The organism is Mycobacterium sp. (assembly GCF_025965855.1).
GTDB lineage: Bacteria > Actinomycetota > Actinomycetes > Mycobacteriales > Mycobacteriaceae > Mycobacterium.
In genome coordinates, this window is record NZ_JAOPWB010000131.1 from 1 (window position 1) to 25,597 (window position 25,597).

The 25,597-nt window shown below is 68.0% G+C and carries 19 protein-coding genes and 1 riboswitch; of the genes, 8 read left to right on the plus strand and 11 right to left on the minus strand.

What is annotated here, in order from left to right:
* Positions 1–8: 8 nt before the first annotated feature.
* Positions 9–183: riboswitch (M-box (ykoK) riboswitch) on the minus strand.
* Between the two features lie 136 nt (positions 184–319).
* Entirely contained in the window at positions 320–979 is a 660-nt protein-coding gene (locus tag JWP83_RS09850; RefSeq protein ID WP_297729404.1) for an O-methyltransferase, read from the plus strand.
* Between the two features lie 3 nt (positions 980–982).
* Here JWP83_RS09850 and JWP83_RS09855 read toward each other — a convergent pair whose 3' ends face one another.
* From JWP83_RS09855 to JWP83_RS09885, 7 genes are all read right to left on the minus strand, one after another.
* Positions 983–3,016, minus strand: coding sequence for an acyltransferase family protein (locus JWP83_RS09855; RefSeq protein ID WP_297729407.1), 2,034 nt, complete (start codon positions 3,014–3,016; stop codon positions 983–985).
* Positions 3,017–3,229: 213 nt separating this feature from the next.
* Positions 3,230–4,420: a CoA transferase gene (locus JWP83_RS09860; RefSeq protein WP_297729410.1), complete on the minus strand. Its 1,191-nt coding sequence runs from the start codon at positions 4,418–4,420 to the stop codon at positions 3,230–3,232.
* A complete protein-coding gene (locus JWP83_RS09865) occupies positions 4,413–5,342 on the minus strand; it encodes an SDR family NAD(P)-dependent oxidoreductase (RefSeq protein WP_297729413.1) in 930 nt (309 codons plus the stop codon). The genes JWP83_RS09860 and JWP83_RS09865 overlap by 8 nt, the downstream gene beginning before the upstream one ends.
* Positions 5,342–7,195: an NAD(P)/FAD-dependent oxidoreductase gene (locus JWP83_RS09870; RefSeq protein ID WP_297729416.1), complete on the minus strand. Its 1,854-nt coding sequence runs from the start codon at positions 7,193–7,195 to the stop codon at positions 5,342–5,344. Before JWP83_RS09870 ends, JWP83_RS09865 begins: the two co-directional genes overlap by 1 nt.
* Positions 7,196–7,200: 5 nt before the next feature.
* Positions 7,201–8,376, minus strand: a complete 1,176-nt coding sequence (locus JWP83_RS09875) for an LLM class flavin-dependent oxidoreductase (protein WP_297729419.1) — start codon at positions 8,374–8,376, stop codon at positions 7,201–7,203.
* Positions 8,373–9,749 (minus strand): aromatic ring-hydroxylating dioxygenase subunit alpha, encoded by a 1,377-nt coding sequence (locus JWP83_RS09880; protein WP_297729423.1) that lies wholly within the window; start codon positions 9,747–9,749, stop codon positions 8,373–8,375. Before JWP83_RS09880 ends, JWP83_RS09875 begins: the two co-directional genes overlap by 4 nt.
* Before the next feature lie 15 nt (positions 9,750–9,764).
* On the minus strand, positions 9,765–10,643 hold the full coding sequence (locus JWP83_RS09885) for an SDR family NAD(P)-dependent oxidoreductase (protein ID WP_297729426.1): 879 nt from the start codon (positions 10,641–10,643) through the stop codon (positions 9,765–9,767).
* A 146-nt stretch (positions 10,644–10,789) separates the two neighbouring features.
* Here JWP83_RS09885 and JWP83_RS09890 point away from each other — a divergent pair, with 146 nt between their 5' ends.
* From JWP83_RS09890 to JWP83_RS09905, 4 genes are read left to right on the plus strand one after another with little or no spacing between them, the layout of a single operon-like run.
* Positions 10,790–12,400, plus strand: coding sequence for an SMP-30/gluconolactonase/LRE family protein (locus JWP83_RS09890; RefSeq protein ID WP_297729429.1), 1,611 nt, complete (start codon positions 10,790–10,792; stop codon positions 12,398–12,400).
* Positions 12,401–12,409: 9 nt separating this feature from the next.
* On the plus strand, positions 12,410–13,159 hold the full coding sequence (locus tag JWP83_RS09895) for a GntR family transcriptional regulator (RefSeq protein WP_297729432.1): 750 nt from the start codon (positions 12,410–12,412) through the stop codon (positions 13,157–13,159).
* 14 nt (positions 13,160–13,173) lie between these two features.
* Positions 13,174–14,793, plus strand: coding sequence for an AMP-binding protein (locus tag JWP83_RS09900; RefSeq protein WP_297729436.1), 1,620 nt, complete (start codon positions 13,174–13,176; stop codon positions 14,791–14,793).
* Between the two features lie 10 nt (positions 14,794–14,803).
* Positions 14,804–15,586, plus strand: coding sequence for an SDR family NAD(P)-dependent oxidoreductase (locus tag JWP83_RS09905; RefSeq protein ID WP_297729439.1), 783 nt, complete (start codon positions 14,804–14,806; stop codon positions 15,584–15,586).
* A gap of 1 nt (position 15,587) precedes the next feature.
* Here JWP83_RS09905 and JWP83_RS09910 read toward each other — a convergent pair whose 3' ends face one another.
* Together JWP83_RS09910 and JWP83_RS09915 are read right to left on the minus strand one after the other, a co-directional pair.
* The gene (locus JWP83_RS09910; protein ID WP_297729442.1) at positions 15,588–16,049 is read right to left on the minus strand and encodes an SRPBCC family protein; all 462 of its coding nucleotides are present in this window, start codon (positions 16,047–16,049) and stop codon (positions 15,588–15,590) included.
* A gap of 15 nt (positions 16,050–16,064) precedes the next feature.
* The gene (locus JWP83_RS09915; RefSeq protein WP_297729445.1) at positions 16,065–16,946 is read right to left on the minus strand and encodes a rhomboid family intramembrane serine protease; all 882 of its coding nucleotides are present in this window, start codon (positions 16,944–16,946) and stop codon (positions 16,065–16,067) included.
* Between the two features lie 74 nt (positions 16,947–17,020).
* Here JWP83_RS09915 and JWP83_RS09920 point away from each other — a divergent pair, with 74 nt between their 5' ends.
* From JWP83_RS09920 to JWP83_RS09930, 3 genes are all read left to right on the plus strand, one after another.
* Positions 17,021–17,395 carry a nuclear transport factor 2 family protein gene (locus tag JWP83_RS09920; RefSeq protein WP_297729448.1) on the plus strand — a complete coding sequence of 125 codons (375 nt, stop codon included), beginning with the start codon at positions 17,021–17,023 and terminating at the stop codon, positions 17,393–17,395.
* Positions 17,396–17,438: 43 nt separating this feature from the next.
* Positions 17,439–17,663, plus strand: a complete 225-nt coding sequence (locus JWP83_RS09925; protein WP_297729451.1) for a hypothetical protein — start codon at positions 17,439–17,441, stop codon at positions 17,661–17,663.
* Positions 17,664–18,072: 409 nt separating this feature from the next.
* On the plus strand, positions 18,073–22,911 hold the full coding sequence (locus tag JWP83_RS09930; RefSeq protein WP_297729454.1) for a cation-translocating P-type ATPase: 4,839 nt from the start codon (positions 18,073–18,075) through the stop codon (positions 22,909–22,911).
* 7 nt (positions 22,912–22,918) lie between these two features.
* On the opposite strand, the gene JWP83_RS09935 is transcribed toward JWP83_RS09930, so the two are convergent.
* On the minus strand, positions 22,919–24,511 hold the full coding sequence (locus JWP83_RS09935; protein WP_297729456.1) for an AMP-binding protein: 1,593 nt from the start codon (positions 24,509–24,511) through the stop codon (positions 22,919–22,921).
* Complete coding sequence (locus tag JWP83_RS09940; protein ID WP_297729524.1) at positions 24,508–25,422, minus strand: SDR family NAD(P)-dependent oxidoreductase; 915 nt, start codon at positions 25,420–25,422, stop codon at positions 24,508–24,510. The genes JWP83_RS09935 and JWP83_RS09940 overlap by 4 nt, the downstream gene beginning before the upstream one ends.
* Positions 25,423–25,597: the final 175 nt, after the last annotated feature.

The window sequence follows — 25,597 nt, forward strand, 5'->3', positions numbered from 1 at the left end:
GACCGCCGGTCGCACCCCTCTCGTCGGAGCTTCGGCACTGCACGGCGTATCCGGAACATCGTCCAGAAGCCACTTGGGCTCAACCCTTGGGTCCGGGAAGAGCTGTCCTGACCCGGGGCGTCTCTCGACGTTCGGGGTCAGTGGCCTGTATCCATGCAGACGCCTCACCTACCGAGGTGCTTGCCCGTCCATCTTGCACCGCGACCCATTGCGCGTCAAATTGGTTTACGCAACCATTACGTCGGTTTCTGTTAACCAACGGGTTCTCCGGCACGATCCATCGTCGGCCTATCTGCCGTCGAGGCCTACCCTCAGAACCATGGCCAATACTCTGCAGGCGCCGAAGGTCGCGACGGTGCTCGACCGGATGTACACGGAAACGAAAAATCAGATGTCGAGGTTGCGCGAAAGGCATGGTGATTTCGACCGGCCGATGAGCGCGCAGGAGCGCGCCGACGCCATGAGCGAGTTTTACATCCCGGTGACGCCGGAAGCGGGCCGCCTGCTCTACGCGCTGGTGCGCGCGACCCGGCCGGCAACGGTCGTCGAATTCGGCATGTCTTTCGGAATTTCCGCCGTGCACCTGGCCTCGGCGGTGCGCGACAACGGCACCGGCCGAGTGGTGACCACCGAGCTCAGCGCCACCAAAATCGCCGCGGCCAAGCGGACATTCGCCGAGGCCGGGCTGGACGACGTGATCACCATCCTCGAGGGCGACGCGCTGACCACGCTGGACAACCTCGACGGACCCGTTGATTTCGTCCTGCTCGACGGGTGGAAGGACCTCTACCTGCCGGTGATCGAGCTGCTCGAACCGCGGCTCAAGACGGGCGCGCTGATCGTCGCCGACAACACCAATGCCGCGGACACCCAGCCCTATCTCGACCGCGTGCGCAACCCGGGCAACGGATACGTCAGCTTCAACTTCCTCGTCCGAGAGAGTGACAGCATGGAAATCAGCTGTCGCACAGGCGATTAAGTTCTATCTCAGGGATTCCTCGAGCCACGGCGTCAGCCATTTCACCCCTTCGGGGGTGAGATGGACGCCGTCGCTGCGCACCTTGATGCCGTCGACCTTCGCCGTGTAAACCCCGTCCGGGCATAGCTTTTTGTTCAGGTCGAGGATCTGGACGCCTGCGTGCTGGGTAGCCGTTTTGCGCAGCATGGTATTCCAGAGGTTGACGCGATCGGGTTGGTCCTCCGGATACAAGCGACCGTCCGGCTTCTCACCGCCCCGGCTGTACGGCACGGTCGCCACCACCACACGAACACCGGTGGCGCTCAGGATGTTCAGCGCTCGTTGTAACTCCCCGTTGAGGTACGCGTCGAAGGTCGGATCGCCGATATGGGTCCATTGCCCCTCGTTGACGCGATCGACCGTCTCCCAGCGGCCGATGATCAACAGCGCGACGTCCGGCTGGTCCTGGCCGAGCTGCGCCGACCATCTGATGGGCCAGCCGTCGCATTCCGGTCTCTGTTCAAGGGTTTGGCCGATATACCGATACGGTGTGCCGCGGACCAGGCTGCAGCCGATCACGGTGTGGTCCGGGAACGCGAACCCGGGCGTCTGCGGGAGGTAGTGCATCCAGGTCCACCCGATCGAATCGCCGAACACCGAAACGGTGAAGGGCCGGTGGGGATCGCGGGGTGCGGGGTGGCTGCCGCCCGGCGGCGACGGCGAGACCGCGGCGACCGCCGAGACCCCCGGCGGCAGGCCCTCGCGTAAGCCGGGCCCGGTTCCCACCGGAACCACCAACAGCGTCACCGCGGCGGCGCTGGCCACGGTTGCCGCCGCCAGCGGCAGTAGCGGAACCCGCGCCGGCCGCCACCGGCGGATCGGCTGTTCGATCAGACACCATGACGCCGCGGCAATCGCCACGGTGGCGGCGCACCGGGCGGCGAACAGCGGCAGCCCGGACCATCCGGTGCGTTCACCGTTGAGGGCCAGAAAGATTGGCCAGTGCCACAGATACACGCCGTAGGAGATGTTCCCCAGCCACACCAGGGGACGCAGGGCCAGGATGCGGGCGATGACACCGCGCTGCTCGATCGCCACCGGGGCGACCACGATGACGGACGCGACCGCGACCCCGATCAGCAGACCGTGGCGAAACTCGCCGGCGCCGCCCGTCGCGAAGTGGGTCGCCGCCGCCAGCCCCGCCACGCCCAACAGCGGCAGAAAGCGGGCGACCCGCCGTCCCCACCGGCTGCCGATGAGGCACCAGCCGCGGTTCATCGATGGCCAATCCCTAACCAGCACAGCCGCTGCCGCGGCGCCGGTCAGCAAGGCCTCCGCACGGGTATCGGTGCCGAAATATATCCGGTCCCGCGTGGAGTCGGAGGCCAGGACGATGGCGACGGCCGCGGAGCCCAGCGCGCCCACGGTTGCGATCAAGAATGTGGCGAACCGGACCCCGCCGACGGTGGCCCGCCTGAAGTAGCGCCTGGCCCGCGCAGCCAAGAGAAGCGTCACCGCGATCAGCAGGACCGGCCAGACGAAGTAATACTGCTCCTCCACCCCGAGCGACCAGGTGTGCTGAAGCGGCGACGGTGGGGCGCCTTGGGTGAAATAGTCCGTCTTCTGGGCCACGAACCGCCAGTTCGCGACCCACAGGAATGCGGCGATCGCGTCGTTGCGTAACCCGGTGAGTGACTGGCTGGGGAGAAGTTCGCGCGCCGCGCCCACGGCAAGCACCATCAACACCAAGGCCGGCAGCAGCCGTCGCGCCCGGCGGATCCAAAAGCCGGTCAGCCCAATGCGACCGGTGCGCTGGAGCTCGTCCAGCAGCAGCGAGGTGATAAGGAATCCGCTGAGGACGAAGAAGATGTCGACGCCGATGAACCCGCCGCCCACGCCGGGGATGCCGCCATGCCCGACGAGCACCAGCGTGACCGCGATCGCGCGAAGCCCGTCCAGCGCCGGAATGCCGCTGCGCCGTTCCGGTTGATCCCAGATTGCGAGCCGGCCGGCGCGGCGCACCGGGGCGACCCACCGCGGCCGCCGAGCGGAACGCACCGGTGCGGGGGACCTCCCGCCCGGCTCAGTGTCCGCTGTTAAGGCGCCAGGACCACCCTGTCGCCCGGCGCCATGGTTGATGCCGATACGTCGCTGCCCCTCCTCTTGATCGCAGCAAGCCTAATTGCGACGCTGCCGGATCTCAGACAGGACACGCCAAGACACGCGAAGACACGCAACGGTTTTCCCGGTTGCGGCGGCCCCCATTTCGGGCTATGCCGGTCCGCCCGGGTTCGCCTGCGCGGGGGCCAGTCCGAGTTCGTCGAGCACCTCGGCGGTGTCGGCGCCCAGCTCCGGCGCCGGACCGGCGACTCGACCCGGTGTGCGGGAGAACCAGGTCGGCACGCCCGGGAACCGCACCGGGCCGTTCGGCGTTTCCACGGTCTCGAAGAAGCCGACGGCGTTGAGGTGCTCGTCGTCGAACAGGGTCGCCGGACTGGACAGCGACGCGGCGGGAATCTCCAGTTCGCGCAACAATTCGAGCCACTCCCTGGTGGTGCGCTGCGCCAGCGTCTCGGCCAGCAACGCGTACACGGTGTCGATTTGGCGCGCCCGCCGTTCGAGCGTGGCATACAGATCGCTGGCCCACGGGGGCCGTACGGCCTCCATGAACGCGGCCCAATGCTTGTCGTTGTAGATCAGCGCCGCGATGTAGCCGTCGCTGGTGCGGTACGGCCGGCGGTTGGGAGCCACGGTGCGGGGATAGACCGCGGGGCCCAGCGGCGGATCGAACATGGCGCCGTTGGCATGCTCGACCAGCATGAACGACGCCATCGTCTCGAACATGCCGACTTCCACCTCTTGGCCTTCGCCGGTGCGCTCGCGGTGGAACAACGCCATCATGGTGGCGTAGAGCGCCGTGAGCCCGGCGACCTTGTCGGCCAATATCGTCCCGACGTAATTGGGCTCACCGGTCAACTGCTCTTGCACGAAGGGCAGCCCGCACGCGGCCTGGATGGTGTCGTCATAGGCGGGCAGATCGCCGTTCGGCCCGCGCCGGCTGTACCCGTAACAGTTGGTGTAGACGATGGCCGGGTTGATCGCCGCCACGTCGTCGTAGCTGAATCCAAGCCGCGCGACCGCCTTCGCCCGCATCGAGTGGATGAAGACGTCGGCCTGTTCGATCAGCGCGCGCAAGACGGACTTGCCCGAGTCGGACCGCAGGTCGACGGTAATGCCCCGCTTGCCGCGGTTGACGTTGACGAACACGCCGCTCATGCCGCGGACCGGGCCGACCGAGATGTACCGCGTGTCGTCGCCTTGCGGGGGTTCGACCTTGATCACGTCGGCGCCCATGTCGGCCATGATCTGGGTGCAGTAGGGTCCCATCACCATCGCGGTGAGGTCGACGACGCGCACCCCCGCCAGCGGGCCGGACCGCTCGCTGGACCCGCGACTAAGCATGATGCGCGCCTTCCTTCCGTGCGGCCGTCTCGAAGCTGTACCGGATGTGGTCGGCATGCCCATCGGGGACCACCGGAAACACCAGCGGCGCATCGAGATAACGGACGGCATCGATCTGCTCGGCCACGTCTTCGATGGACCACGACGGGCGATGCGCGCCAGGCGTTTCGGCGACCACGGCCCTGGCCACCCGGCCGGCGATGGCAATCAGCATCTCGCCGGTCACGGGGCAGGTTTCGTGCGCCAGCAACCCCACCACCGGAGCCACGAGCTCGGGGTCCATCGGGGGATATGCCGAAATATCCAGGCCCTCAGCCATTCTAGTCACGGCCGACGGGATGATGACGTTGCAGCGCACGCCATCCGCGGCACCCTCCAGCGCGATGACGTTGGACAGGCCGATCAGGCCCGCCTTGGCGGCGGCATAGTTTGCGACACCGTGGTTGCCGTACAAGCCGCCGATCGACGAGGTCAACACGACGCGACCGTAGTGCGCGTCGCACATCAGCGGGAACGCGGGCCGCACGACGTGGAAGGCGCCGCGCAGATGCACGTCGATGACGGCATCGAAGTCCTCGTAGCTCATTTCCTTCAGCGACCCTCGCCGCACGTTGCCGGCGTTGTGGATGAGGATGTCGATCCGTCCGTAGTGGTCGAGGGCCGCTCCGACGATGGCCCGGCCGCCCTCGGCCGTCGCGACCGACTCGCCGCATGCGACCGCGTCGCCGCCGGCCGCCCGGATCTCGGCTACCACCTGTTGCGCGGGACCGGCATCCGTACCGGTCCCCGTGAGCGCGCCACCGGTGTCGTTGACCACGACCTTGGCACCGCGGGATGCCAGCAGCAGGGCGTAGGCCCGTCCGAGGCCCCGGCCCGCGCCGGTCACCACGGCCACGCGGTCGTCGAATCTCAGTTCAGCCATCACGATCCCAGCACCAGGCCACCCAGGTCGCCCTTGTCGCGCCACTCGGCCAACAGGTCGCCGAAGGCGTAAAAGCCCGGGCCATACGGTTCACCCAGGTGTGAGCGGATTCCCTCGCCCTCCTTGAGGCCGGCGCCGCCGCCTTCGTTATTGTAATAGCCCGGCGTGCATTCCAAGTCGAACTGGTTGTTGTCGATCGCGTTGTCCCGGACGGTTTTGCACCATTCGTCCTGCGCCTCCTGGGTGGGTTCGACGGTGGCCGCGCCGCGGGCCAGGGCTTCGGCGATGATGTAGGCGATGTGCTCGCCCTGCAGCTCATAGTTGGCGGCGATGTTGGCGGAGATGCCGACCTGGGTGAAGCCGGTGAAGAACTGATTGGGGAAGCCGCGGCTGGTCATTCCGTGGAGTGTCTTGTATCCGTCGCGCCAGTGGTCGAAGAGGGACAGACCGTCGCGGCCTTCGATCGCATCGATCGAGTAGCGGCGGCTGATCTCGGTGGTGATCTCGAATCCGCTGGCGTAGATGATGCAGTCGACCTCGTACTCAACCCCATTGGCTACCAGGGCCTTTTCCGTGGCATACTCAACGCCCTTTGTCGAGGACACGTCGACCAGCGTCACATTCGGGCGGTTGAAGGTCTGCAGGTAGTCGTCGTTGGTACAGGGCCGCTTGCAGAGGAACCGGTAGTAGGGCTTGAGCGCCTCGGCGGTCTCGGCGTCCTCGACGAGGCTCCCGACGCGGCGCCGCAGCCGCTCCATGACCTTGTAATCTTCCTCCTCCCGGATGGCCATGAACTGCTCCGGCGTCATCGACGCCGGATCATCCAGCGCGAGGACCCGCGACGCGGTGTTGCGGCCGACTTCGGTCCAGAAGTCGCAGACGTAGTCGGGCTGACCGAGCGCCATTCCCTCGAACGTCCAGGCGTGGAAATTGCGCTGCCGTTCCTTTTGCCAGCCGGGCTGCAACGATTTCACCCACTCGAGATCGGTCGGCACGTTGTTGCGCGCGCCCACCGACGATGGCGTGCGCTGAAAGACGTACAGGTGCTTGGCATACCGGCCCAGAAACGGAACGATTTGAATTCCGGTCGCTCCGGTGCCCACGACCGCGACGCGCTTGTCGGCGAGCTTGTCCAGCCCGCCGGAAACGTCACCGCCGGTGTATCCGTAGTCCCAGCGCGACGAGTGAAAGCTGTGGCCCTTGAATTCCTTGATCCCCGGAATCCCAGGCAGTTTCGGCCGGTGGAACGGACCGGAGGCCATCACCACGAACCGCGCCCGGATGTCGTCGCCCCGGTCGGTGCTGACCCGCCAGCGCTTGATCGCCTGGTCCCAGTGCAGTTCGCGGACCTGAGTGGAGAAGATCGCGGAATCGTAGAGCCCGTAGTGCTTCCCGATGCGACGGCAATGGTCGTAGATCTCGGCGCCGTCGGCGAACTTCTTCGACGGGATGAAGTTCAGCTCTTCGAGTAGCGGTACGTAACAGTAGGATTCGTTGTCGCACTGGATGCCCGGGTACCTGTTCCAGTACCAAACACCGCCGAAGTCTCCGCCCAGCTCGATGATCCGGACGTCCTCGACCCCGGCCTTCTTGAGGTAGGCCCCGCACAGCAGGCCGCCGAAGCCACCGCCGAGCACGGCGACGTCGATGTCCTCCGAGATCGGGTCGCGCACCAACGGCGGCGAATGCGGGTCGGTTTCGTAGTACCCGGCGAAGTCGTCGACGAGTTCGACGTACTGCTTGGACCCCTCCGGGCGCAACCGCTTTTGGCGCTCCTGGCGGTACTTTTCGCGGAGCGCCTCGAGATCGACATCGTCCGGCGTCTGCGTCGGCGGGCAATTCGGATCGGTCATGCGTGTCAAGCCAGAGCGTTCTCGGGGAGCGCCGCCGGGTGCAGGGGGGCCGCCATCTTCTGGACCGCGGGTAATACCTCCTTCGCGAACAGCTCCGTGCTCGCCATCGCCTCGGGATAGGGCATCGTGCCGAACTGCGGCACGATCGTCAGCTCGCAGAATGAGCACGCTTCCTGCGCGGCGGCGATCCGGTTGAAGATCTCCTCGGGCGTCCCGATCAGCAGGTTGGAGGCGTGATAGCCGGGGGTCTTGGACGGGCCGGCCTTGGCGTCACCGGTGACCGACGACGCGAGCACGGCGGTCGCGGTGGCTTCCCGGGCCGCATACGCTTCGTATCCCTTGACGCCCTTGAAGTTCGACGCGTCGGCGAATCCGTAGTGCACGGTGACGTCGCGGTTGGCGGTCCAGATCCATTCCTCGGATTCGGCGGGACTCCCGGTGGTGCAGTACATGAACATGACGTTTTTCGGCTGGCAGGGCGGCAGGCCCTCTTCCTTCCGGAAGGTGTTGACCTTCTGCACCTCTCGTCCGGCATCCTCGATCGGCTTGTTGCCGACGAAGAGCGGGACCATGCCGCGTCGCGCCAGGATCTCCAGCGACTCGGCGGTCGACGACGAGCTGTAGATGCGCGAAAAGAGGTCGCGGCTGCGGGGTTCGGGGCGAAGCGACATCTCGGGAACGGTGAAGATCTCCCCTTCGTAGGAGAACCGCTCCCCGGAGAACGCCAGCTGCAGGATGTCGAGGGTTTCGTTGAACCGCTGCCTGCTCTCCTCGCGGGGGACTCCGACGGCGTCGAACTCACCCTTCGAGACTCCGCGGCCGATTCCGATCGTCGTGTACCGGCCGTCGGAGAGGATGTCGAGGTAGGCGATCTGGTGCGCCAGCCGGACGGGATGCCACCACGGCGCGACGACGACGAAGGTGCCGAGGTTGACGCGTTCGGTGCGTCCGGCGAAGTAGCTCAACGCCTGAATCGGGTTGGGAGTCATGCCATACGGGGTCCCACAGTGCTCCGGCATCCAGATGCCGTCGAATCCGAGCGGTTCGGCCAGATCGGCGATCGCGAGCGTGGCCTGGACGCACTCCCAGTCGGGTGTCGCGGGCGGATGGCCGAAGTCCCCGGCCAGCACGCGGTCCCAGTCGTGGGAGTTGTGCGCTCCGAACCCAAGATTGACTTTCATCGATCGAACTCCCTTGCTAGTTCACTCGGAGCACCGGTGCCCATGTATTTGGCGAGGTTGCGGTGCAGGTTGGCGGTGCTTCGCTCCATGTACGGATTGGGCTTGGGGCCGCGGAATCCCAACGATTTCATGCCCTGTTGAACGGCGGCCATGTTGGAAAAGTCCTGCGGCAGCACGCTTCGCCAGCTCGGGTCGCCGGGCGGTGCGTAGACCCACTCGGTCTGCGGCTCTTCACCTTTGGGGTAAAGCTCATAACAGGAGGCTTCGAAGACGCACTTGTCCGGATCGTAGCCGTGGGGCCGCGCGCTGTAGCACAGCGCGGTGGTCAGGCCCTGTCCGATCTGGAAGTTGGGAAATATCTGCCAGGCGGTACCGCTCTTGGCCAGATGTTCCGGGTCTATCGTCGGCCACGTCACGCCGCGCGCGGCGTCGTCGCGGCGTGCCGAGGTCAGCCAGTGCTCGAGCACCTTGTGGGAGGGTGCATCCTCGGGCAACTCGTCGACCAATCGCCGCGCGGCGTCCACCAGTGTCCTGGTGGTGGTGGCGTTGGTTTCCTCCAAGGTGTAGACCTGCATCTCGGCCGTCGAGATGCGCGGGTCGGCACCGGTGCCGAGCCGGATCTTCGATTTCGTCTCTTCCAAGTCCGCGGGCGCGTCGTAGCCGATGTTGCTATGTCTGCCCTGCACCTGCGCCCAGCCACGAAAATTACCGAACTTGTTGAACTGCGGATGCGTGGTGGCGACGTGATAGGTCTCGTTGAAGGCCTCCATGGCGACCTTCCAGTTGCATTCGAAATGCAGCCATTTGCGCCACTTGCAGCGCATGTCCTGCAACCTGAAGGGATCGAGCATGGTGGCGGCGGGCTCGAGGTATTCCCGCAACGGTTCGCACGCCGGATCCATGTTGATCCATACCCAGCCGCCCCAGGTGTCGACGTTGACCGGGCCCAGATGGGTGTTCTCCGGGGTCAGTGCGCCCTGCCAGTCCTGCCGTTCGGGCACGTGGATGCAGGTTCCGTCCTGGTCGTAGGTCCAGCCGTGAAAACCGCACACGAACGACTTCTTATGGCCGCAAGCACTTTTGGCGCCGTCCGGGGTGTCCACCAGGCGACGGCCACGGTGCATGCACACGTTGTGGTGCGCCTTGAGCGTGTCGGGTCCGGTGCGGATCACGACGACGGAATCGTCGAGAATTTCGTAGGTGAGGTAGCTCCCCACCTTCGGCAGATCTTCGACGCGGCCGACCTGCTGCCACACCTTGCGCCATAACCTGTCGCGCTCGGCGCGGACGTATTCCTCGGAGAGGTAAGCCTCCACCGGAATCGCGACCGGCCCGGTCAGCTCCTGAGCCGCGGCCGCGCCGTTCTCCGTCATCGGATCCCTCGCTTTCTACCCGCCCCAGCGCGTTATCGCCGCGCGGAAGGCTTCGTCCTTGAGAAACAGGGAGGTGTTGTCGGCGTCCAGGTGCCCCCATCTGAGGTTCAGGCCGCCGTCCACCAGCAACGTCTGTCCGGTGATGTAGCTCGAGAGGTCCGACAGCAGAAACAGGATGGCGCCGGCCACTTCCTCCGGACAGCCGCGCCGCCCCATCGCGATGGCGCGTCGGTCGCGGTCGGGATCGTCGTCGACATAGGTGCCGGAGGCCGGTGTCTTGGTCACACCGGGGGCCACGGCGTTGACCCGGATGGCGGCCGCGTCCTCGGCCCCGTTCTCGTTGAAGGACAGTTCGAGCGCCATGGTGCGGGTCACCGCGACGATCGCGGCTTTGGCTGTGCCATAGGCGATGTGGAACGGCGCGGTGTTCATCCCGCTGATCGACGAGATCGAAACGATCGAGCCCGGGCGCCGGCGGCGCTTCAGTTCCGCGGCCACCGCCTGGCTCATGAAGAACATCGTCTCCAGGTTGCGGGTGAACAATTCGCGCCAGTCGCTGCGCGTCACACGGGTTGACGGCATCCAGGTTGACGGATCCGCGCCACCGGCGACGTTGACCAAGCCGTGCAGCTCACCCTCGGCCCGCCGCACCGCCTCGATCGTGGCGGACACACCCTCGTCGGTGGAAGCGTCGGCAGCCACGGGCACGATCGGGAGACCGTCGGCCAGCAGGGGCCCCAGGTGCCGATCGAGATTGTCTTGACCGCGGCTCACGGCGACGACGGTCGCGCCCGCCTGGGCAACCATGCGCGTGACCGTCGTACCGATACCGCCGCCGGCGGCACCGGAGACCACGACGATGCGCCCATCGAGCCTGAGAAGATCTCGGTCCATCGATATCAGATAATTGTCCGGACAAGATAATGGTGTGCAGTCATCAGAGAGCATGATTCTCCGCGCATGCCGCGCACGTCAAGGGCGCGCCGAGATTTCCTGGCGGCTATTGTCTGGACTATTGTCGGATTGCTATCGTGCGAGCAGTGATAGCTGGAACCGGATGCCGCTACCCGGCCGCGCGGCAGCCCAGCCTCGCCGAAGGCTGGAGCCTCACGCGGCTCACTCCCCCCAGCCGCCTCTTCGGGGCCAATGGTCTGCGCACCGGTCCCGACGGCCGGGTCTACATCGCGCAGGTGACCGGCAGCCAGATCAGCGCGCTCGACGTGACAACCGGCGGGCTGGACGTCGTCAGCGCCAAGGGCGGGGACATCGTCGGACCCGACGACGTCGCTTTCGACCCGTGCGGCAACCTCTACGCCACCGAGGTCATGGACGGGCGGGTGAGCGTGCGCGACACCGCGGGCCACACCCGCGTGCTGCGCGACGACGTGCCGGCGGCCAACGGCATCACCTTCCATCGTGGCCGCCTGTTCGTCGGCGAGTGCCGCGACGGCGGGCGGCTGCTCGAGCTTGATCCGGTCGGCGGCGCGCCGCGGGTCCTGCTGGACAGTGCGCCGTCGCCCAACGCCATGGAGGTCGGGCCCGACGGCATGTTGTACTTCCCGTTGATGGGGGCCAACGAGATCTGGCGTATCGACCCCGACGGCGGCGAGCCGCAACGCGTCGCCGGCGATCTGGGCGTCCCGGACGCGGTGAAGTTCGATTCCCGCGGCCGCATCGTTTCGACGCAGGTGCATAGCGGCCAGGTGCTGCGCATCGATCCCCGGAGCGGCGAGCGCACCGTGTTGGCAACCCTGAATCCCGGCCTGGACAACCTCACCTTCGTGGGCGAGCGGCTGTTCGTCTCGAATTTCACCGGCGAGATCCGCGAAATCCTCGGCAGCGGCGAGTCCCGGACGGTGCTGCCGGGCGGGCTGAATTGGCCGCTGGATCTGGCGGTGGGCGCCGACGGGAACCTTTACATCGCCGACGGTACGTACTTCTACGCGTTGGGTGGCGATGGCTCGCTGCGGACAGCCGGGATGTTGTTCAGTCCCGGCTATCCTGGCTTCCTCCGGGGTGTGGCGGCCACCGGAGCCGGCGAGTTCGTCGTCACCACATCCAACGGCCAGGTCGCCCGGTATCGGCCGGAGCGCGACGAAAGTGAGGTGTTGGCAGAGGGTTTCGACCAGCTGTACGGCGTGGCGGTTGCTCCCGGCGGCACCATCGTGGCCGCCGAACTCGGCTCGGGGCGGGTGCTGTCGATCCGGCCGGGTTCCCGGGTCGATGTGCTGGCGTCCGGGCTCCGCGACCCCGTCGGCGTGGCAATCGCTCCCGACGGGGCCTGCCTGGTCGCCGAGGCAGCGGCCGGGCGGGTGGCGAGGATAGACGGCGGCGGCGCAAAAGCCACTACAACCTTGGACGGCTTGCAGCGGCCCCAGGGCATCCTCGTGCTCGACGCGCAGCTCTATGTCGTCGACGCCGGCGCCCGGGAACTCGTAGAAATCGACCTCGGCAGCGGGGCGCGGCGCATCATTGCTTCGAACCTGCCGGTGGGCGCGCCCCCCGGCGTGGTCCCCAAGCCGTTGCGCGGAATGCCGCCGTTCTCCGGGCCGCAGGGGCCGTTCGCCGGGATCGCCGCCGGGCCCGACGGCACGCTGTATGTGTCGGCGGACGCCGAGGGCAGCGTGCTGGCGATCCGCCGGGAATCCTGAAGGGGCACAGTGTCAGAGACAAAAGTTGTCGACCACCGCTACCTACAGGTGGCCCGCACCCTGCGGAAAGAGATCGTGGACGGGGTATATCCGGTGGGCTCGCAACTGCCGACCGAACACGAGCTGTGCGAGCGGTTTACCGTCAGCCGCTACACCGTTCGGGAGGCGCTGCGCCGATTGCGCGAGGACAACCTGGTGTCGTCGCGACCGCGAACCGGAACCCTCGTCGTGCCGCGACCGTCGGCGGATTCCTACGTCCAGCACGTCATGTCGATCAACGACCTGCTGGCGTTCGCGACCGGTACGCGCTTCGCGATCGAATCCGTCGCGATGGTCGCGCTCGACGAGGAGCTGGCAGCCCGGACCGGACTCGCGGGCGGCGAGCAGTGGCTGACGGTGCGGGGTTTCCGGCGGGCCGAGGCCGCGCAGCCCGCCGAGCCCGCGTTGTGCCGCACCGAGTACTACATCAACCGGGCGTTTGCCGCGGTCGGCCGGCTGCTGCAGCGCCACGAAGGCCCTATCTTCCCGCTGATCGAGGACCTGTTCGGCCTGAGTATCGTTGAGGTTCATCAAGAAATCGCGGCAGTGCTCATTCCATCGGTGCTGGCGGACGGCCTCGACGTCGAGTCGGGGACGCCGGCGCTGCAGGTGCGACGCACCTACAGGACGTCCGACGGGCAGGTCGCGCAGGTCACGATCAACACCCACCCCGCGTCCCGCTTCCGTCATTCGATGACGATGCGGCGCATGAAAGGCTAGCCGGCACCGCTGCCATGCCGAGACACCACGAACGAAAGCTGATCGGCGGACGTTGGGTTCGTTGGGACGACGAACGCGCCGCCGACGCTTACGCGCGCGGCTGGTGGGTTCCGGGCACGCTGGCCGACTCGCTGCGCGAGGCCGCGCAGCGCACCCCCGAGCGAGTGGCGCTGGTCGACGGGGACCGGCGCCTGGACTGCCAGAGCCTCTGCCAACAGGCGACGGCGCTTGCGCATGCATTGCACTCCCGCATTCCGCCGGGCAGCGTCGTTTCCTTCATGCTGCCCAACTGGCACGAGGCCGCGGTGATCTACCTGGGGGCGACGCTGGCGGGCATGGTGGCCAACCCGATCCTGCCGTCCATGCGGGACCGCGAACTTCGGTTCATCCTCGAAGACGCCGACAGCCGCATCGCTTTCATCCCGGCGCATTTCGGCCGCCACGACTACACCGTGATGCTGGCCCGGGTGACGGCCCAGATCGAATCGCCGCCGGACGTCGTGGTGCTGCGCGGGGATCCCGGAGCCGGCCAGATTCCGTTTACCTCGCTGCTCGCACAACCGACGGCTCCCAGGCCGCTGCCGACGCTGAACCCCGACGCCGTGCGCATGATCCTCTACACCTCCGGCACCACCGGCCGTCCGAAAGGTGTTCTGCACACCCATAATTCGATTCATGCGCTGATCCGCCAGATCCGCGAGCACTGGCTCGTCGAGCGGGGTGATGGATTTCTGGTCGCATCGCCGATCGCTCACATCGGCGGGTCCATCTACGCGTTCGAATGCCCGCTGCTGCTGGGCACGACAGCCGTGCTGATGGATCGCTGGAACGCCGATGAAGGGGTCCAGCTGATGCAAGCCGAGCGGTGCACCCATATGGCGGGCGCGACGCCGTTCTTGGAGCAGCTGCTGGCCGCCGCGCAGCGCGCCGGCACCCGACTACCGGACCTGAGGGTTTTCGTCTGCGGCGGCGCGGCGGTGCCGCCGTCGTTGATCCGCAGGTCTGCAACGTATTTCGAGTCGGTGACCGTGACGCGCGTGTACGGATCGACGGAGGTGCCGGTCACCACGATCGGGTCGCCGCGGGACGTCGATCGCGCCGCCGACACCGACGGGCGCGTCGGCCTGGCCGACATCAGGATCGGTGTCGACGGGGAAATCCTCGCTCGCGGACCCCAGATGTTGGTCGGCTATCAGCACCGCGAAGACGAAGCCGACGCCTTTGACACCTACGGGTACTTCCGCACCGGCGATCTCGCGCGCTGGGTCGACGACGACCACCTCGTCGTCACCGGGCGGGCCAAGGACATCATCGTCCGCAATGGTGAGAACATCTCGCCCAAGGAAGTCGAGGACATCTTGGCGAACCATCCCGGTGTGGCCGAGATCGCCGTCGTCGGGCTGCCCGACGAGCGGACAGGGGAACGGGCGTGCGCCGTCGTCGTGCCGGCGGCCGCACCCGGCCCGGACCCCGGACTTGACGTCGCCGGTTTGCGCGCCTTTCTGGCCGACTCCGGCGTTGCGCGGTTCAAAGCGCCGGAGCAAGTGGTCATTTGGGACGTCCTGCCGAAAAACGACGCGGGTAAGGTGCTGAAGCACCAGATCAAGGCGGCGCTGATGGAAGCCGGCCAGTGAGAAGCGGGCAATGCAGGTGATGCGGGTAGCGATCGTAACCGGGGCAAGCGGCGGGATCGGGTCCGGTTGCGCGGTGAAGCTCGCCGGGATGGGCATGGCGGTGCTGGCGACCGGACGGAGCGAGGACAAGCTCGCCCAAGTCGAGAAAGAGATCGGCGACTCCGATCGGGTGGCCACGCTCGCCCTCGACCTGAGGGGCGACGATGCACCCGAGCGCGTCACCGATCTGGCCGTTGACCGATGGGGACGCATCGACTTCCTGGTCAACATCGCAGGGATCGGCAGTCCCAAGCCGGTGCACCAGACCGACGACGAATCATTGGACCATTTCCTCGATTTGATGCTGCGGGCGCCGTTTCGCCTGATTCGTGAGGTGCTTCCGCACATGCGGCCGGGGTCGGCGATCATCAACGTCACGTCGACATTCGCCGTCGTGGGCGGCCTTAGCGGCGGTGCGTACTCGGCGGCCAAGGGCGGCCTCACGGCGCTGACGACCCACATCGCCTGCCAATACGGGGCGCAGGGAATACGTTGTAACGCGGTAGCCCCCGGGGTTATTCAGACGCCGATGACCGAGCACCGTCTGCGGGACGAGGGCTTCCGCAGGATGAACACCGAGATGACGCCGCATCAGCGCTTGGGCACGGTCGAGGACGTCGCGAGCACCGTGGCGTTCTTGTGCTCGCCCGGGGGTGCCTTCATCAACGGCCAAACCATCGTCGTCGACGGCGGTTGGAGCTCGACGAAGTACCTTTCGGACTTGGGGCTGAACTCGGAGTGGAAGCCGCGCTGAATCAGCCGGATTCGAAGTGGCGCCTGATGCCCGCCAGCATCTCGATGTGCGCCTTGACGGCCTCGCGCGTCGTGACCGTGGCCAGCGGCCGGGGCGCGGCGATCCGTATCCGCTCGGTGATGCGGGTGCCGAGGTCGATCGGCGCAAAGCTCACCGTGCCGCGCAGGCGCACCCCCGGTGACTGATCGGCCTCGGTCAGCACGTCGCCGTCGGTGCGGACGTGCAGCCGCGCGCGATAGGTGATCCGCATCGTCAACGGCCCCAACGGAATCCGATCCGCCACCCGATAGCTCTGCAGGTAGCCCTCCGGCGTTTCGCTGCGCGACGTGGCCTGCACGGACACGATCAGCGGATGCACGAGTTTGATGTTGTCCAGATCCACGTAGAAATCGCGGACGTCGTCGGGCGGAGCGGGTACCTCCTCCGAGAGCGTTCGCTCGGCGCACGCGACCCACCAGCTCATGGCAAGCGACCTCCGTCAGCCCAGGATGAGATGTCCACCGAACTCCGCGAGGATATCGTTTGTGCGCCACCAGATCAGCACGGCGAATACGGCCAGGGCGACGATCGTCACCCCGGCTTGGATCAGGTTCCGCCGTTCCCTCGGAGGGTAAACGTACGCCGCCGCCACCACACTCCCGGTGACGAGCCCGCCCACGTGCGCCTGCCAGCTGATCAAGTGCGAACTGACCACCGGAACGACGAACGTGAAGACCAGGTTGATCCCGATGATCGCGACGACCCAGCGGACGTCGAGGGCCAGCCGCTTTCCGACCACGAACGTGGCGCCGAAGAGCCCGAAAATCGCGCCCGAAGCGCCCGCCGTCGCCGTGCCGAGCGGCGACACCAGGTAGACCAGTACCGATCCACCCAGCCCGCTCAGCGCGTACAGCGCGCCGAATCGCAGTCGGCCCAGCCAGGTTTCGAGCGGTGGGCCCACGACGTACAGCGCCCACATGTTCAGCAGCAGATGGGTTGCGCCGTAGTGCAAGAACGCCGATGTCACCACGCGGTAGAGCTGGCCGTCGGCGACGGCCGGGGGCCACAGGGCGAGCTGCCGTTCCAAATTCCCCGACGCCATCTGAAATACGAACACCAGCACGTTGATCGCGATGAGCGCATACGTGACCACCGGCGCGCCCGATCGCTCCCGCCCGCCGAAGCCTGTCGTGATCGTCCTGGGCTGTCCAATCGTCCGCGCACCCGTCTGGACGCACTCCACACACTGGTGGCCCACCGCGGCGGTGCGCATGCAGTCGCCGCAGATATACCGTTCACAGCGGTTGCAGCGGAGGTAGGTCTGGCGACCGGGATGCCGATAACAGGTCGGGGCCTCAGCCGGGGACTCCGGTGCACTCATCGCACCATTCTCGCCCGCTCGGGATTTTCCAGGCCGCCGTGGTGCCTTACTGTGTTTTCCGTGGGGTCACCGATGTGACTGAGGTCGGCGCGGGCGTGGTCGAGCGCTACCTGGAGTGCCTGGCCGCACACGATTGGGACGGCGTGGCCACCACCATTGCCGACGACGGACTGACCCGGGAGGGCCCGTTCTGTGACGTCGTCGAGGGCAAGCGGCACTACGTCGCCTACCTGCGCAAGGTATGCACCACCCTCAAGGGCCACCGGTTGGAGGTGCAGCGGGTCTCGCACGTGAACTCCCGGCTGTCCTACGTCGAGTTGACCGAGGCGTTTGAGATCGACGGCGTTGGCGCGACGTGGCCCGAATGCATCCTCTTCGAGCGGGCCGACGACGGCCTCATCTCTCGTGTCAGCGTGTTCTTCAAGCAGCGACAGGCCGACACCACCTAGAGCTCTATTCCCTCACCCGAGGAATTGACCTAACGTGTCATTTATGGAGGCAGACGGAACCCCGGAGTCGGTGCCGGTCGAGAAATTGCACTCGGGCGACCCGATCACCGATTGCGGTCAGCGGTACATAGTCCTCGAATCGAAAGCCGTCGGCGATAGTTGCGTGGTTCTCGAACTCGAGTGCAGAGTGGACCACCAGCTGCAGGTCATCGAGAAGTCTTTCGCGGCCGGCTACCAGGTTGACAGGGCGAACCACCGGATTCTGTAGACCGAATTTCCCAAGCCGAATATGCGCGAGTAGCCGGTCGACGGCTACCGCGCATTTGTGTTTTTTGGGCCTGCGCCGTTCGCCCGCCCCTCGAAATAGCTCCTCTGCCAACGCGTTTCAGTGTCACGACACCGCGATCGTGTCGAACCGACGGCACCAAAACCGGCCGGGATGGCCGCCGTCACCACGTTTCTCCGGGTTTCTCGCCCCCTGCGGGTTCGGCAGGTTTGGCCGGCCGCCCACCCGGTAGCCTTTCTGTCAGGAAGCGATTGCACCCCTGGTAACCGAGCGAATCCGACGCGCCCACTCGCTGGTGTTATCGCGCGGCCGTCCATCCGCGCCATATGTGGACAGGCCACTGACACGCCAGGATCATTAGGCGCGGTAGACATGTTTGAAGGGTGACGGAATGAGGATTCCGGGTGTAGCCAGCGTCGTCGCTGGCGCGACCGGCGGAGCCGCGCAGGTAGTACGAGCCGGCGTCTCCACTGCGGCCGGCGCCGCGGGTGCGGTGCAGATGTTCGCCAGCCCCGTGGTCGAGTTGGCCAGCCCGGTGGTTTCGTCGATGGCCCACACGACCGGCCGGGCGATCGGGATAAGCGCTCCGTCCGACCGCTCCCCTCACGGCGTCACGCCGCCGGTGCGCTGGCAGAGCGGGCGGCGAGTGCATCTTGACCTGGATCCGCTGCTGCCGTTCCCCAGCTGGCACGAGCACGCGGCCGTGGTGGAGGAACCGGTTCGCAGGATTCCGGGGGTGGCCGCCGCCCACATCGAGGGCGCGCTTGGCCGGCTCGTGGTCGAACTGGACAGCGATGCCGACAGCGACCGTGTCTTGGACGAGATTCGGGAAACCGTTTGCACCGTGGCCGCAGACCTGGCCTCCACCGGACCCAAGTCGGCATCCCGAACCGCGCCGTTCGCCGATCCGGGCAACCCGTTGGCGATTCTGGTCCCGTTCACCGCGGCGACCATGGATGTCGCGGCCATCGGCGCCGCGGTGACCGGCTGGTTGGGCCGGTTGCCCGTCGCGCCCCGAAGCACGCGCGCCGTGGCCGCCCTGCTCAATCATCAACCGCGGGTGGTCGCCTTCCTGGAGTCGCGGCTGGGCCGCGTCGGCACCGACATCGCGCTGAGCGCTTCGGCGGCCTTGGCCAACGGGCTTACCCAGGCCGTCGGCACGCCACTGCTGGACCTGGCACAACGCAGCCTGCAGATCTCGGAAGCGTCGGCGCACCGTCAGCGCTGGCGGGAGCGCGAGCCGGAGCTGGCCTCACCCAAGCGGCCACAAGCCCCGGTGGTGCCCGTCATCTCGTCCGCCGGCCCCAAGTCGCAGGCCCCGCGGCACAACTGGGCGGCCGCGGCCGCCGGTGAAGTTTCACACGTCATGGTCGGTGGAGCGATCGACGCGGCCATCGACACCGCGAAGGGTTCCATGGCCGGGCCGGTCGAGGAGTACGCCAACCAGGCCGCGAACGCATCGCTGATCGCCGCGGCCGGTGCGTTGCTGGCCGGGGGTGGCACCGAAAACGCCGCGGGCGCACTCCTGGCGGGCGTGCCGAGAGCCGCGCACGTGGGCCGCCAGACATTCGCCGCCGTACTGGGACGCGGCCTTGCCAACGACGGGCAACTGATCCTCGACCCGGGCGCCTTGCGTCGGCTGGATCGCGTGAAGGTGGTCGTCGTCGACGGGGCGGCGCTGCGCGGCGATGCCCGCGCCGTGCTCGAGGCCCGAGGCGACATACCCGGCTGGGATGAGGACCGTGTCTATGAGGTCGCCGACGCCCTCCTGCACGGTGAGGAGGCGCCCGAGCCGGACCCCGACGAGTTACCGGCCACCGGAGCGCACTTGCGATGGGTTCGGGCGCAAGGGCCGTCGGCGGCGCCCGCCCAGGGCCTCGAACATGCCGACCTCGTGGTCGATGGTGAGCGCGTCGGCAGCGTCGACGTGGGGTGGGAGGTCGACCCCTTCGCGATCCCACTGCTGCAGACCGCGCACCGGACCGGGGCCCGGGTGGTGTTGCGCCACGTCGCGGGCACCGAGGATCTGACCGCCAGCGTCGCCGTGAGTCATCCGGCGGGCACGCCGTTGCTGCAGTTGGTACGCGACCTGCGGACCGATCGCGGACCCGTGCTGCTGATCACCGCCGTGCACCGGGACTTCGCGTCGACCGACACGTTGGCGGCCCTCGCCATCGCCGACGTCGGAGTGGCCCTCGACGATCCGCAAGCCGCGACGCCGTGGACCGCCGACGTCATCACCGGCACCGATCTCGCCGCGGCGGTGCGGATTCTGTCGGCCCTCCCGGTGGCCCGGGAAGCCACCGAGTCGTCGGTGCGCCTGGCCAAGGGCGGCAGCACCCTGGCCGGGCTGTTGCTTGTCACCGGCGACCCCCGCACGGTCAACCCGTTGGCCGTGCAGCGCTGGCTCAATCCGGTCAACGCGGCCGCCGCGGCCGCCTTGGTGGCGGGCGCCTTCTCGGCCAGCAGGGTTCTCCGGCTGCCCGATCCCACCCCGCAACCGCTCACCGCGTGGCATGCCCTCGACCCGGAGATCGTCTACTCCCGCTTGACCAGCCGCACGCGCCCCCTGGCCGTCGAGCCCGGCACCGCGCCCTGGCGACAGGTTCTGGACGACCTTTCCTATAGCCCGCTCGTCGCGCCGCTGCGGGGCCCGGCCAGCCGGGTGGTGCGGCTGCTGGGCGCGACGCGGGCCGAGCTTGCGGATCCGCTCACGCCGATCCTGGCCGTGGGAGCGGCGGCCTCGGCGATCGTCGGCAGCAACGTCGACGCGCTGCTGGTCGCCGGCGTCATGACCGCCAACGCGATAGCCGGCGGCGTGCAACGGCTGCGTGCCGAGGCGGCGGTCGCCGAGCTGTTCGCCGAGCAGGACCAGCCCGCCCGCCGCGTAGTCCTCCCCACGGTGGCGACCGCGCGCCGACGGCTCGACGCCGCCCGCTCCACCGAACGGACGGTCACGGTGAGCGCGAAATCGCTGCGCCCCGGCGACATCATCGACCTGGCCGCGCCGGAGGTGGTGCCGGCCGATGCGCGCCTGCTGGTGGCCGACGATCTCGAAGTCGACGAGTCCTTCCTCACCGGTGAGTCGCTGCCGGTGGACAAGCAGGTCGAGCCCGTCGCCGCGGCCGACGCCGACCGCGCCAGCATGCTGTTCGAGGGCAGCACCATCGTGGCCGGGCATGCCCGGGCGATCGTCGTGGCGACCGGCGCCGGAACCGCGGCGCAACGCGCGATTTGGGCGATCGCCGACGTCGAGTCGGCGGCCGGCGTGCAGGCCCGGTTGCGGGAGTTGACCAGCAAGGTGCTGCCGCTGACCCTTGCCGGCGGCGCGGCGGTGACCGGTCTGGCTTTGGCGCACCGCGGGTCGCTGCGTCAAGCGGTCGCAGACGGCGTCGCGATCGCCGTGGCGGCCGTCCCCGAGGGCCTGCCGTTGGTGGCCACCCTGGCCCAGCTCGCCGCCGCTCAGCGGTTGTCGCGGCGGGGGGCCCTGGTGCGCACCCCGCGCGCCGTCGAAGCGCTGGGGCGGGTCGAGACGGTGTGTTTCGACAAGACCGGAACGCTCACCGAGAACCGCCTGCGCCTCGTCAGCGTGGTGCCGCACGGGGCCAGCGCCGACGGCCCCTTCCCCGAACCGGGTGACCCGCAAGCCGCCGAGGTGCTGCGCATCGCCGCGCGCGCGTGCACCCAGCCGCATAACGGGCAGGGGCACGCGCACGCCACCGACGAAGCCATCCTGACCGCCGCCAAATCCCTTGACGGTCAGGGGGATTCGGATTGGACCGTGCTCGCGGAGGTGCCGTTCGAGTCCAGTCGCGGCTACTCCGCTTCGGTCGTCACCCCGACCGCCGGCGCGGGGCAGGCGATGCTGATGGTCAAGGGTGCCCCCGAGGAGATCCTGCCGCGCTGCCGGTTCACCGATCGGGACGGCGACCGGGAGCATGCCGAGTCTTTGGTCTTGCGCCTCGCCGAGCAGGGCCTGCGCGTGCTGGCGGTGGCGCAGCGCCGCTGGGACGGCGGGACCACCGAGGAAGACACCGACGCCGACAAAGTCGACGCCGCCGCGCACGACCTGGAGTTGGTCGGCTACGTCGGGTTGGCGGACACCGCACGCCCATCAGCGCGGCCACTGATCGAGGCGCTGGTGGAGGCCGGGCGCAGAGTCGTGCTGATCACGGGCGACCACCCGGTAACCGCCCGTGCGATCGCGCGTCAACTGGGGCTGCCGTCGGAGGCGCGTGAGGCTACCGGGGCTGAGCTGGCCGCCCTCGACGAGGACAACCGGGCCAAACTCGCCGCCGACGTCCAGGTTTTCGCCCGCGTCAGCCCCGAGCAGAAGGTGCAGATTGTCGCTGCGCTGCAGCGCAGTGGGCAGGCGGTCGCGATGGTCGGCGACGGCGCCAACGACGCCGCCGCGATCCGCATGGCCGACGTCGGCATCGGCGTGAGCGGTCGCGGTTCGTCGGCCGCGCGCGGGGCCGCCGATATCGTCTTGACCGACAACGACCTCGGCGTCCTGCTCGACGCGTTGGTCGAAGGCCGCGGCATGTGGGGCGGTGTGCGCGACGCGGTGAGCATTCTGGTCGGCGGCAACGTCGGTGAGGTGCTCTTCACCATCATCGGGACCGCGTTGGGCACCGGCAGGGCTCCGGTGGGCACGCGCCAACTGCTCCTGGTGAACCTGCTCACCGACATGTTTCCCGCGCTCGCGGTTGCCGTCACCCCGCAATACCCCCAGCCCGACGACCCCGAAAACGGCCGCGCCGGAGCCGATCGCGACGCCGAAGAGATGCAGCGCGCGTTCCAGATTGCGGCGCTGTCCGAACCCTCGCCCTCGCTCGACGCGCCGCTCATGCGCCAGATCGTCACCCGCGGCGCCGTCACGGCCGCCGGGGCGACGGCGGCCTGGGCCATCGGGCGTTGGACTCCGGGCACCGAACGCCGGACGTCCACAATGGGTCTCACCGCGCTGGTGTCGACGCAGCTCGCGCAGACGCTCCTGACCCGCCGCCACAGCCCGCTCGTGGTGGCCACCGCCCTCGGCAGCGCGGGCGTGTTGGTCGCCATCGTCCAGACTCCGGGCGTGAGCCAGTTCTTCGGCTGCACACCCTTGGGGCCGGTCGCCTGGTCCGGCGTGGTCAGCGCGACGGCCGGCGCCACCGCCGTGTCGGTGCTGGCGCCCAACTGGCTGGCGAACAGGGTCGCCGCCCTGGAGCCCAAAGAGAAGCAGTAGGCGACTTCTAGGTCGACAACTCCTTGCGCACCACCTTGCCCGCCTGATTGCGCGGAATGCTGCCGACGATGTTGATGTCTCGCGGCTGTTCGAAGCGGGAAACCTTGCCCTTCAAGTAATCCCGCAGCCCGTCTGGGTCGATGTTGCGCCCGGTCTGCAGGACCACGAAGGCGGCCAGTCGATGACCGAACTGCTCGTCGGGAACGCCGATGACCGCGTTGTCGGCGACGTCGGGGTGCTCGGCGAGTGCGTTCTCGACCGCGCGCGGGTAGACGTTCTCGCCCCCGGAGATGATCATGTCGTCCTCGCGGCCGACGATGTAGAGCCGTCCCGCGTTGTCGAGATAGCCCATGTCGCCCGTGCTGGTCATGCTGTCGACGACGGCCTTTGCTTCCCTGATGTCGGAGCCATCCGCGTAGCCCTCACTCGCCAGCTCGCCGCCGACGAAGATGCGGCCGGTGACGCGCGGGCCGACGGGTCTGTCGTTCTTGTCGAAGATGCGCACCGGGCAGCCGGCGACGGGTTTTCCGACGGTCTCGGGAGCCTCCCGCAGGTCGGCCGGGGTGGCCAGCGAGCCGATGCCGACTTCAGTTGAGCCGTATCCGTTGTAGAGGACGTCGCCGTAGGCATCCATGAACCGCTGCCCGAGGTTGGGATCGAGCCGGTCCCCACTGGAGAGCACCACGCGCAGGTAGGGCAACGGGTTTCGCGCCCGCACCCGCTGCGGCAGATCCAGGATGCGCGCGAGCACGACCGGCACCGCGGTGAAGGCGTCGGCGCGATGCAGCGATGCCTGCGCGAGCACGGCTTCGGCGTCGAAGTGGCGATTCGTCAGGACCGTGCCGCCGAGGGCCACCGTCAGCATCAGCATGCCAAGCCCCAAACCATGAAACATCGGCATCGCCACCGAGATCCGCGACCCGGTCCGCAACCCGGTGCGATCGAGGATCGTCACCCAGACGCCGACGGCCGAACGCAGCTGCGGTGTGCGCGGCACACCCTTGGGCTTGCCGGTCGTGCCGGACGTCAGCAGGACGATCCGGCCGGGCGCGGCCACGTCGGGTCTTGAAGGCCGCCGGCCTTCCCCGGGCGCACCGACGTTCGCCGGGTCGACGAGGAAGACCGATGCGCCCGCCTCCCCGGCGGCCCGCACCCGCTCCGCGAACTCGTCGTCGGCGACCACCGTCGTGATCCGGTGTGCGCTCAACGCGGCGGCCAGCGCGTCGGTGCGGAAATCCGTATTGACGAGCACAACGTCGGCGCCGATCAGCGCGGCGGCGAAGAAGCCCTTGACGAACCCCTGGCCATTGCGGCACATCACCCCGACCGCTTGACCGGGACCGGCCCCACCGCCGGACAACTCCCGGGCAAGGGATTCCGTTTCCGACCGCAGCTCGCGATAGGTGAGGGCGCCGTCGTCATCGATGATTGCGGCCCGGTCGGGCCACCGAGCCGCCGTGACCGCCAGCAGGGTGTAGGGATTCGTGCCGCCGCGGCGCGCCTCGCGAATGAGCCGCACCCCCGCAACCGCGGAAGGCGGGCTGAGCAGTCGGGAGCGCAGCAGCGCCCGGACCGCGGTGGTGACCACGCTGTCCGTCATCGTTGGGCCTCTGGGGTATCGGCGTTGGCGAAGAAGCGCCGGTGCCACAGCCGGGCCGCGTGATCGGCGGGCCCGGCCAGCATTACCGAGGCCAGCTCGGCCGGCCACACCCAGGGCGGTTCGTTGGTGCGGGGCCGCTCGATCACCGCCTTGGCGATCGCGTCGGCGGCCTCGTCCGGGGACAAGCCGGGAAGCCGGCCCAGGATCGGTGTGGGCGCGATCATCCTGGTACGGACCAGCGCGAAATAGACCGACGTGACATCCACACCGTCGGCGTGCAACTCCGGTGCGACGCTGCGCAGCCAGCGGTCGAACGCGCCCTTGGAGGCCTGGTAGGCGCCCCATTGCGGACCCGGTACGACCCGCACCCCGACGCTCGACACGTTCACGATGTGCCCGCCGCCGCGCTCGCGCATCGCCGGGAGCAGGCCCAGCAGCAGCCAGATCGGTCCGAGGTAGTTGATGTCGATGGTGCGCTGGAAGTCATGCGGGCGGTCGTACTGATCATGCAGCGAGCGGCGCAACGACTTACCGGCGTTGCTCACCACGACGTCCACGGGGCCATGGTCCTCGGTGACCTGCTTCGTCAGCTCGCTGACCGCGGACTCGTCGGTGAGGTCGGTCGGGTAGGCAACTGCCCGGCCGCCGCCGGCGTTGATGGCCGCAGCAAGGTCCTCGAGCCTTTCCGCCGACCGGGCGACGACCAGCACCGTCGCTCCTGCGGCGGCCATCTTCCGGGCCGTCGCTTCGCCGATTCCATACGACGCACCGGTCACCAGCACGGTCTTGCCGGAAACGGTGCCGCGCAGCCTATCGGGATCCGAGACCCGCGCCGGGTTGGCCAATCGATCAGCGGCCGCCGCCAAGGCCCCTTCGAAGGCCCTGGCAAAAGGCCGCGCTATCACGTTCACGTTCACTGCCGCATTCACTCCGAATTGCGCGCCGAGAGGCGAGAGGCGGCGCTGGCTCGACCGTGTGCCTCGACTCGGACTATAGTCAGCAGACCACATCGGGGTCCGGGCCCGCGCCCCCGGCTCGGCGTTCCGGGGCTCTCGCGGATCGTCGTCGGCGCACCGCAGCGCCGTC

Coding starts and splice junctions, on each gene's coding strand:
- JWP83_RS09900 (WP_297729436.1), top strand. CDS start 13,174: ATGCCGAGACACCACGAACGAAAGCTGATCGGCGGACGTTGGGTTCGT.
- JWP83_RS09875 (WP_297729419.1), bottom strand. CDS start 8,376: ATGAAAGTCAATCTTGGGTTCGGAGCGCACAACTCCCACGACTGGGAC.
- JWP83_RS09870 (WP_297729416.1), bottom strand. CDS start 7,195: ATGACCGATCCGAATTGCCCGCCGACGCAGACGCCGGACGATGTCGAT.
- JWP83_RS09915 (WP_297729445.1), bottom strand. CDS start 16,946: ATGAGTGCACCGGAGTCCCCGGCTGAGGCCCCGACCTGTTATCGGCAT.
- JWP83_RS09885 (WP_297729426.1), bottom strand. CDS start 10,643: ATGGACCGAGATCTTCTCAGGCTCGATGGGCGCATCGTCGTGGTCTCC.
- JWP83_RS09910 (WP_297729442.1), bottom strand. CDS start 16,049: ATGAGCTGGTGGGTCGCGTGCGCCGAGCGAACGCTCTCGGAGGAGGTA.
- JWP83_RS09865 (WP_297729413.1), bottom strand. CDS start 5,342: ATGGCTGAACTGAGATTCGACGACCGCGTGGCCGTGGTGACCGGCGCG.
- JWP83_RS09925 (WP_297729451.1), top strand. CDS start 17,439: ATGGAGGCAGACGGAACCCCGGAGTCGGTGCCGGTCGAGAAATTGCAC.
- JWP83_RS09905 (WP_297729439.1), top strand. CDS start 14,804: ATGCAGGTGATGCGGGTAGCGATCGTAACCGGGGCAAGCGGCGGGATC.
- JWP83_RS09935 (WP_297729456.1), bottom strand. CDS start 24,511: ATGACGGACAGCGTGGTCACCACCGCGGTCCGGGCGCTGCTGCGCTCC.
- JWP83_RS09880 (WP_297729423.1), bottom strand. CDS start 9,749: ATGACGGAGAACGGCGCGGCCGCGGCTCAGGAGCTGACCGGGCCGGTC.
- JWP83_RS09930 (WP_297729454.1), top strand. CDS start 18,073: ATGAGGATTCCGGGTGTAGCCAGCGTCGTCGCTGGCGCGACCGGCGGA.
- JWP83_RS09860 (WP_297729410.1), bottom strand. CDS start 4,420: ATGCTTAGTCGCGGGTCCAGCGAGCGGTCCGGCCCGCTGGCGGGGGTG.
- JWP83_RS09850 (WP_297729404.1), top strand. CDS start 320: ATGGCCAATACTCTGCAGGCGCCGAAGGTCGCGACGGTGCTCGACCGG.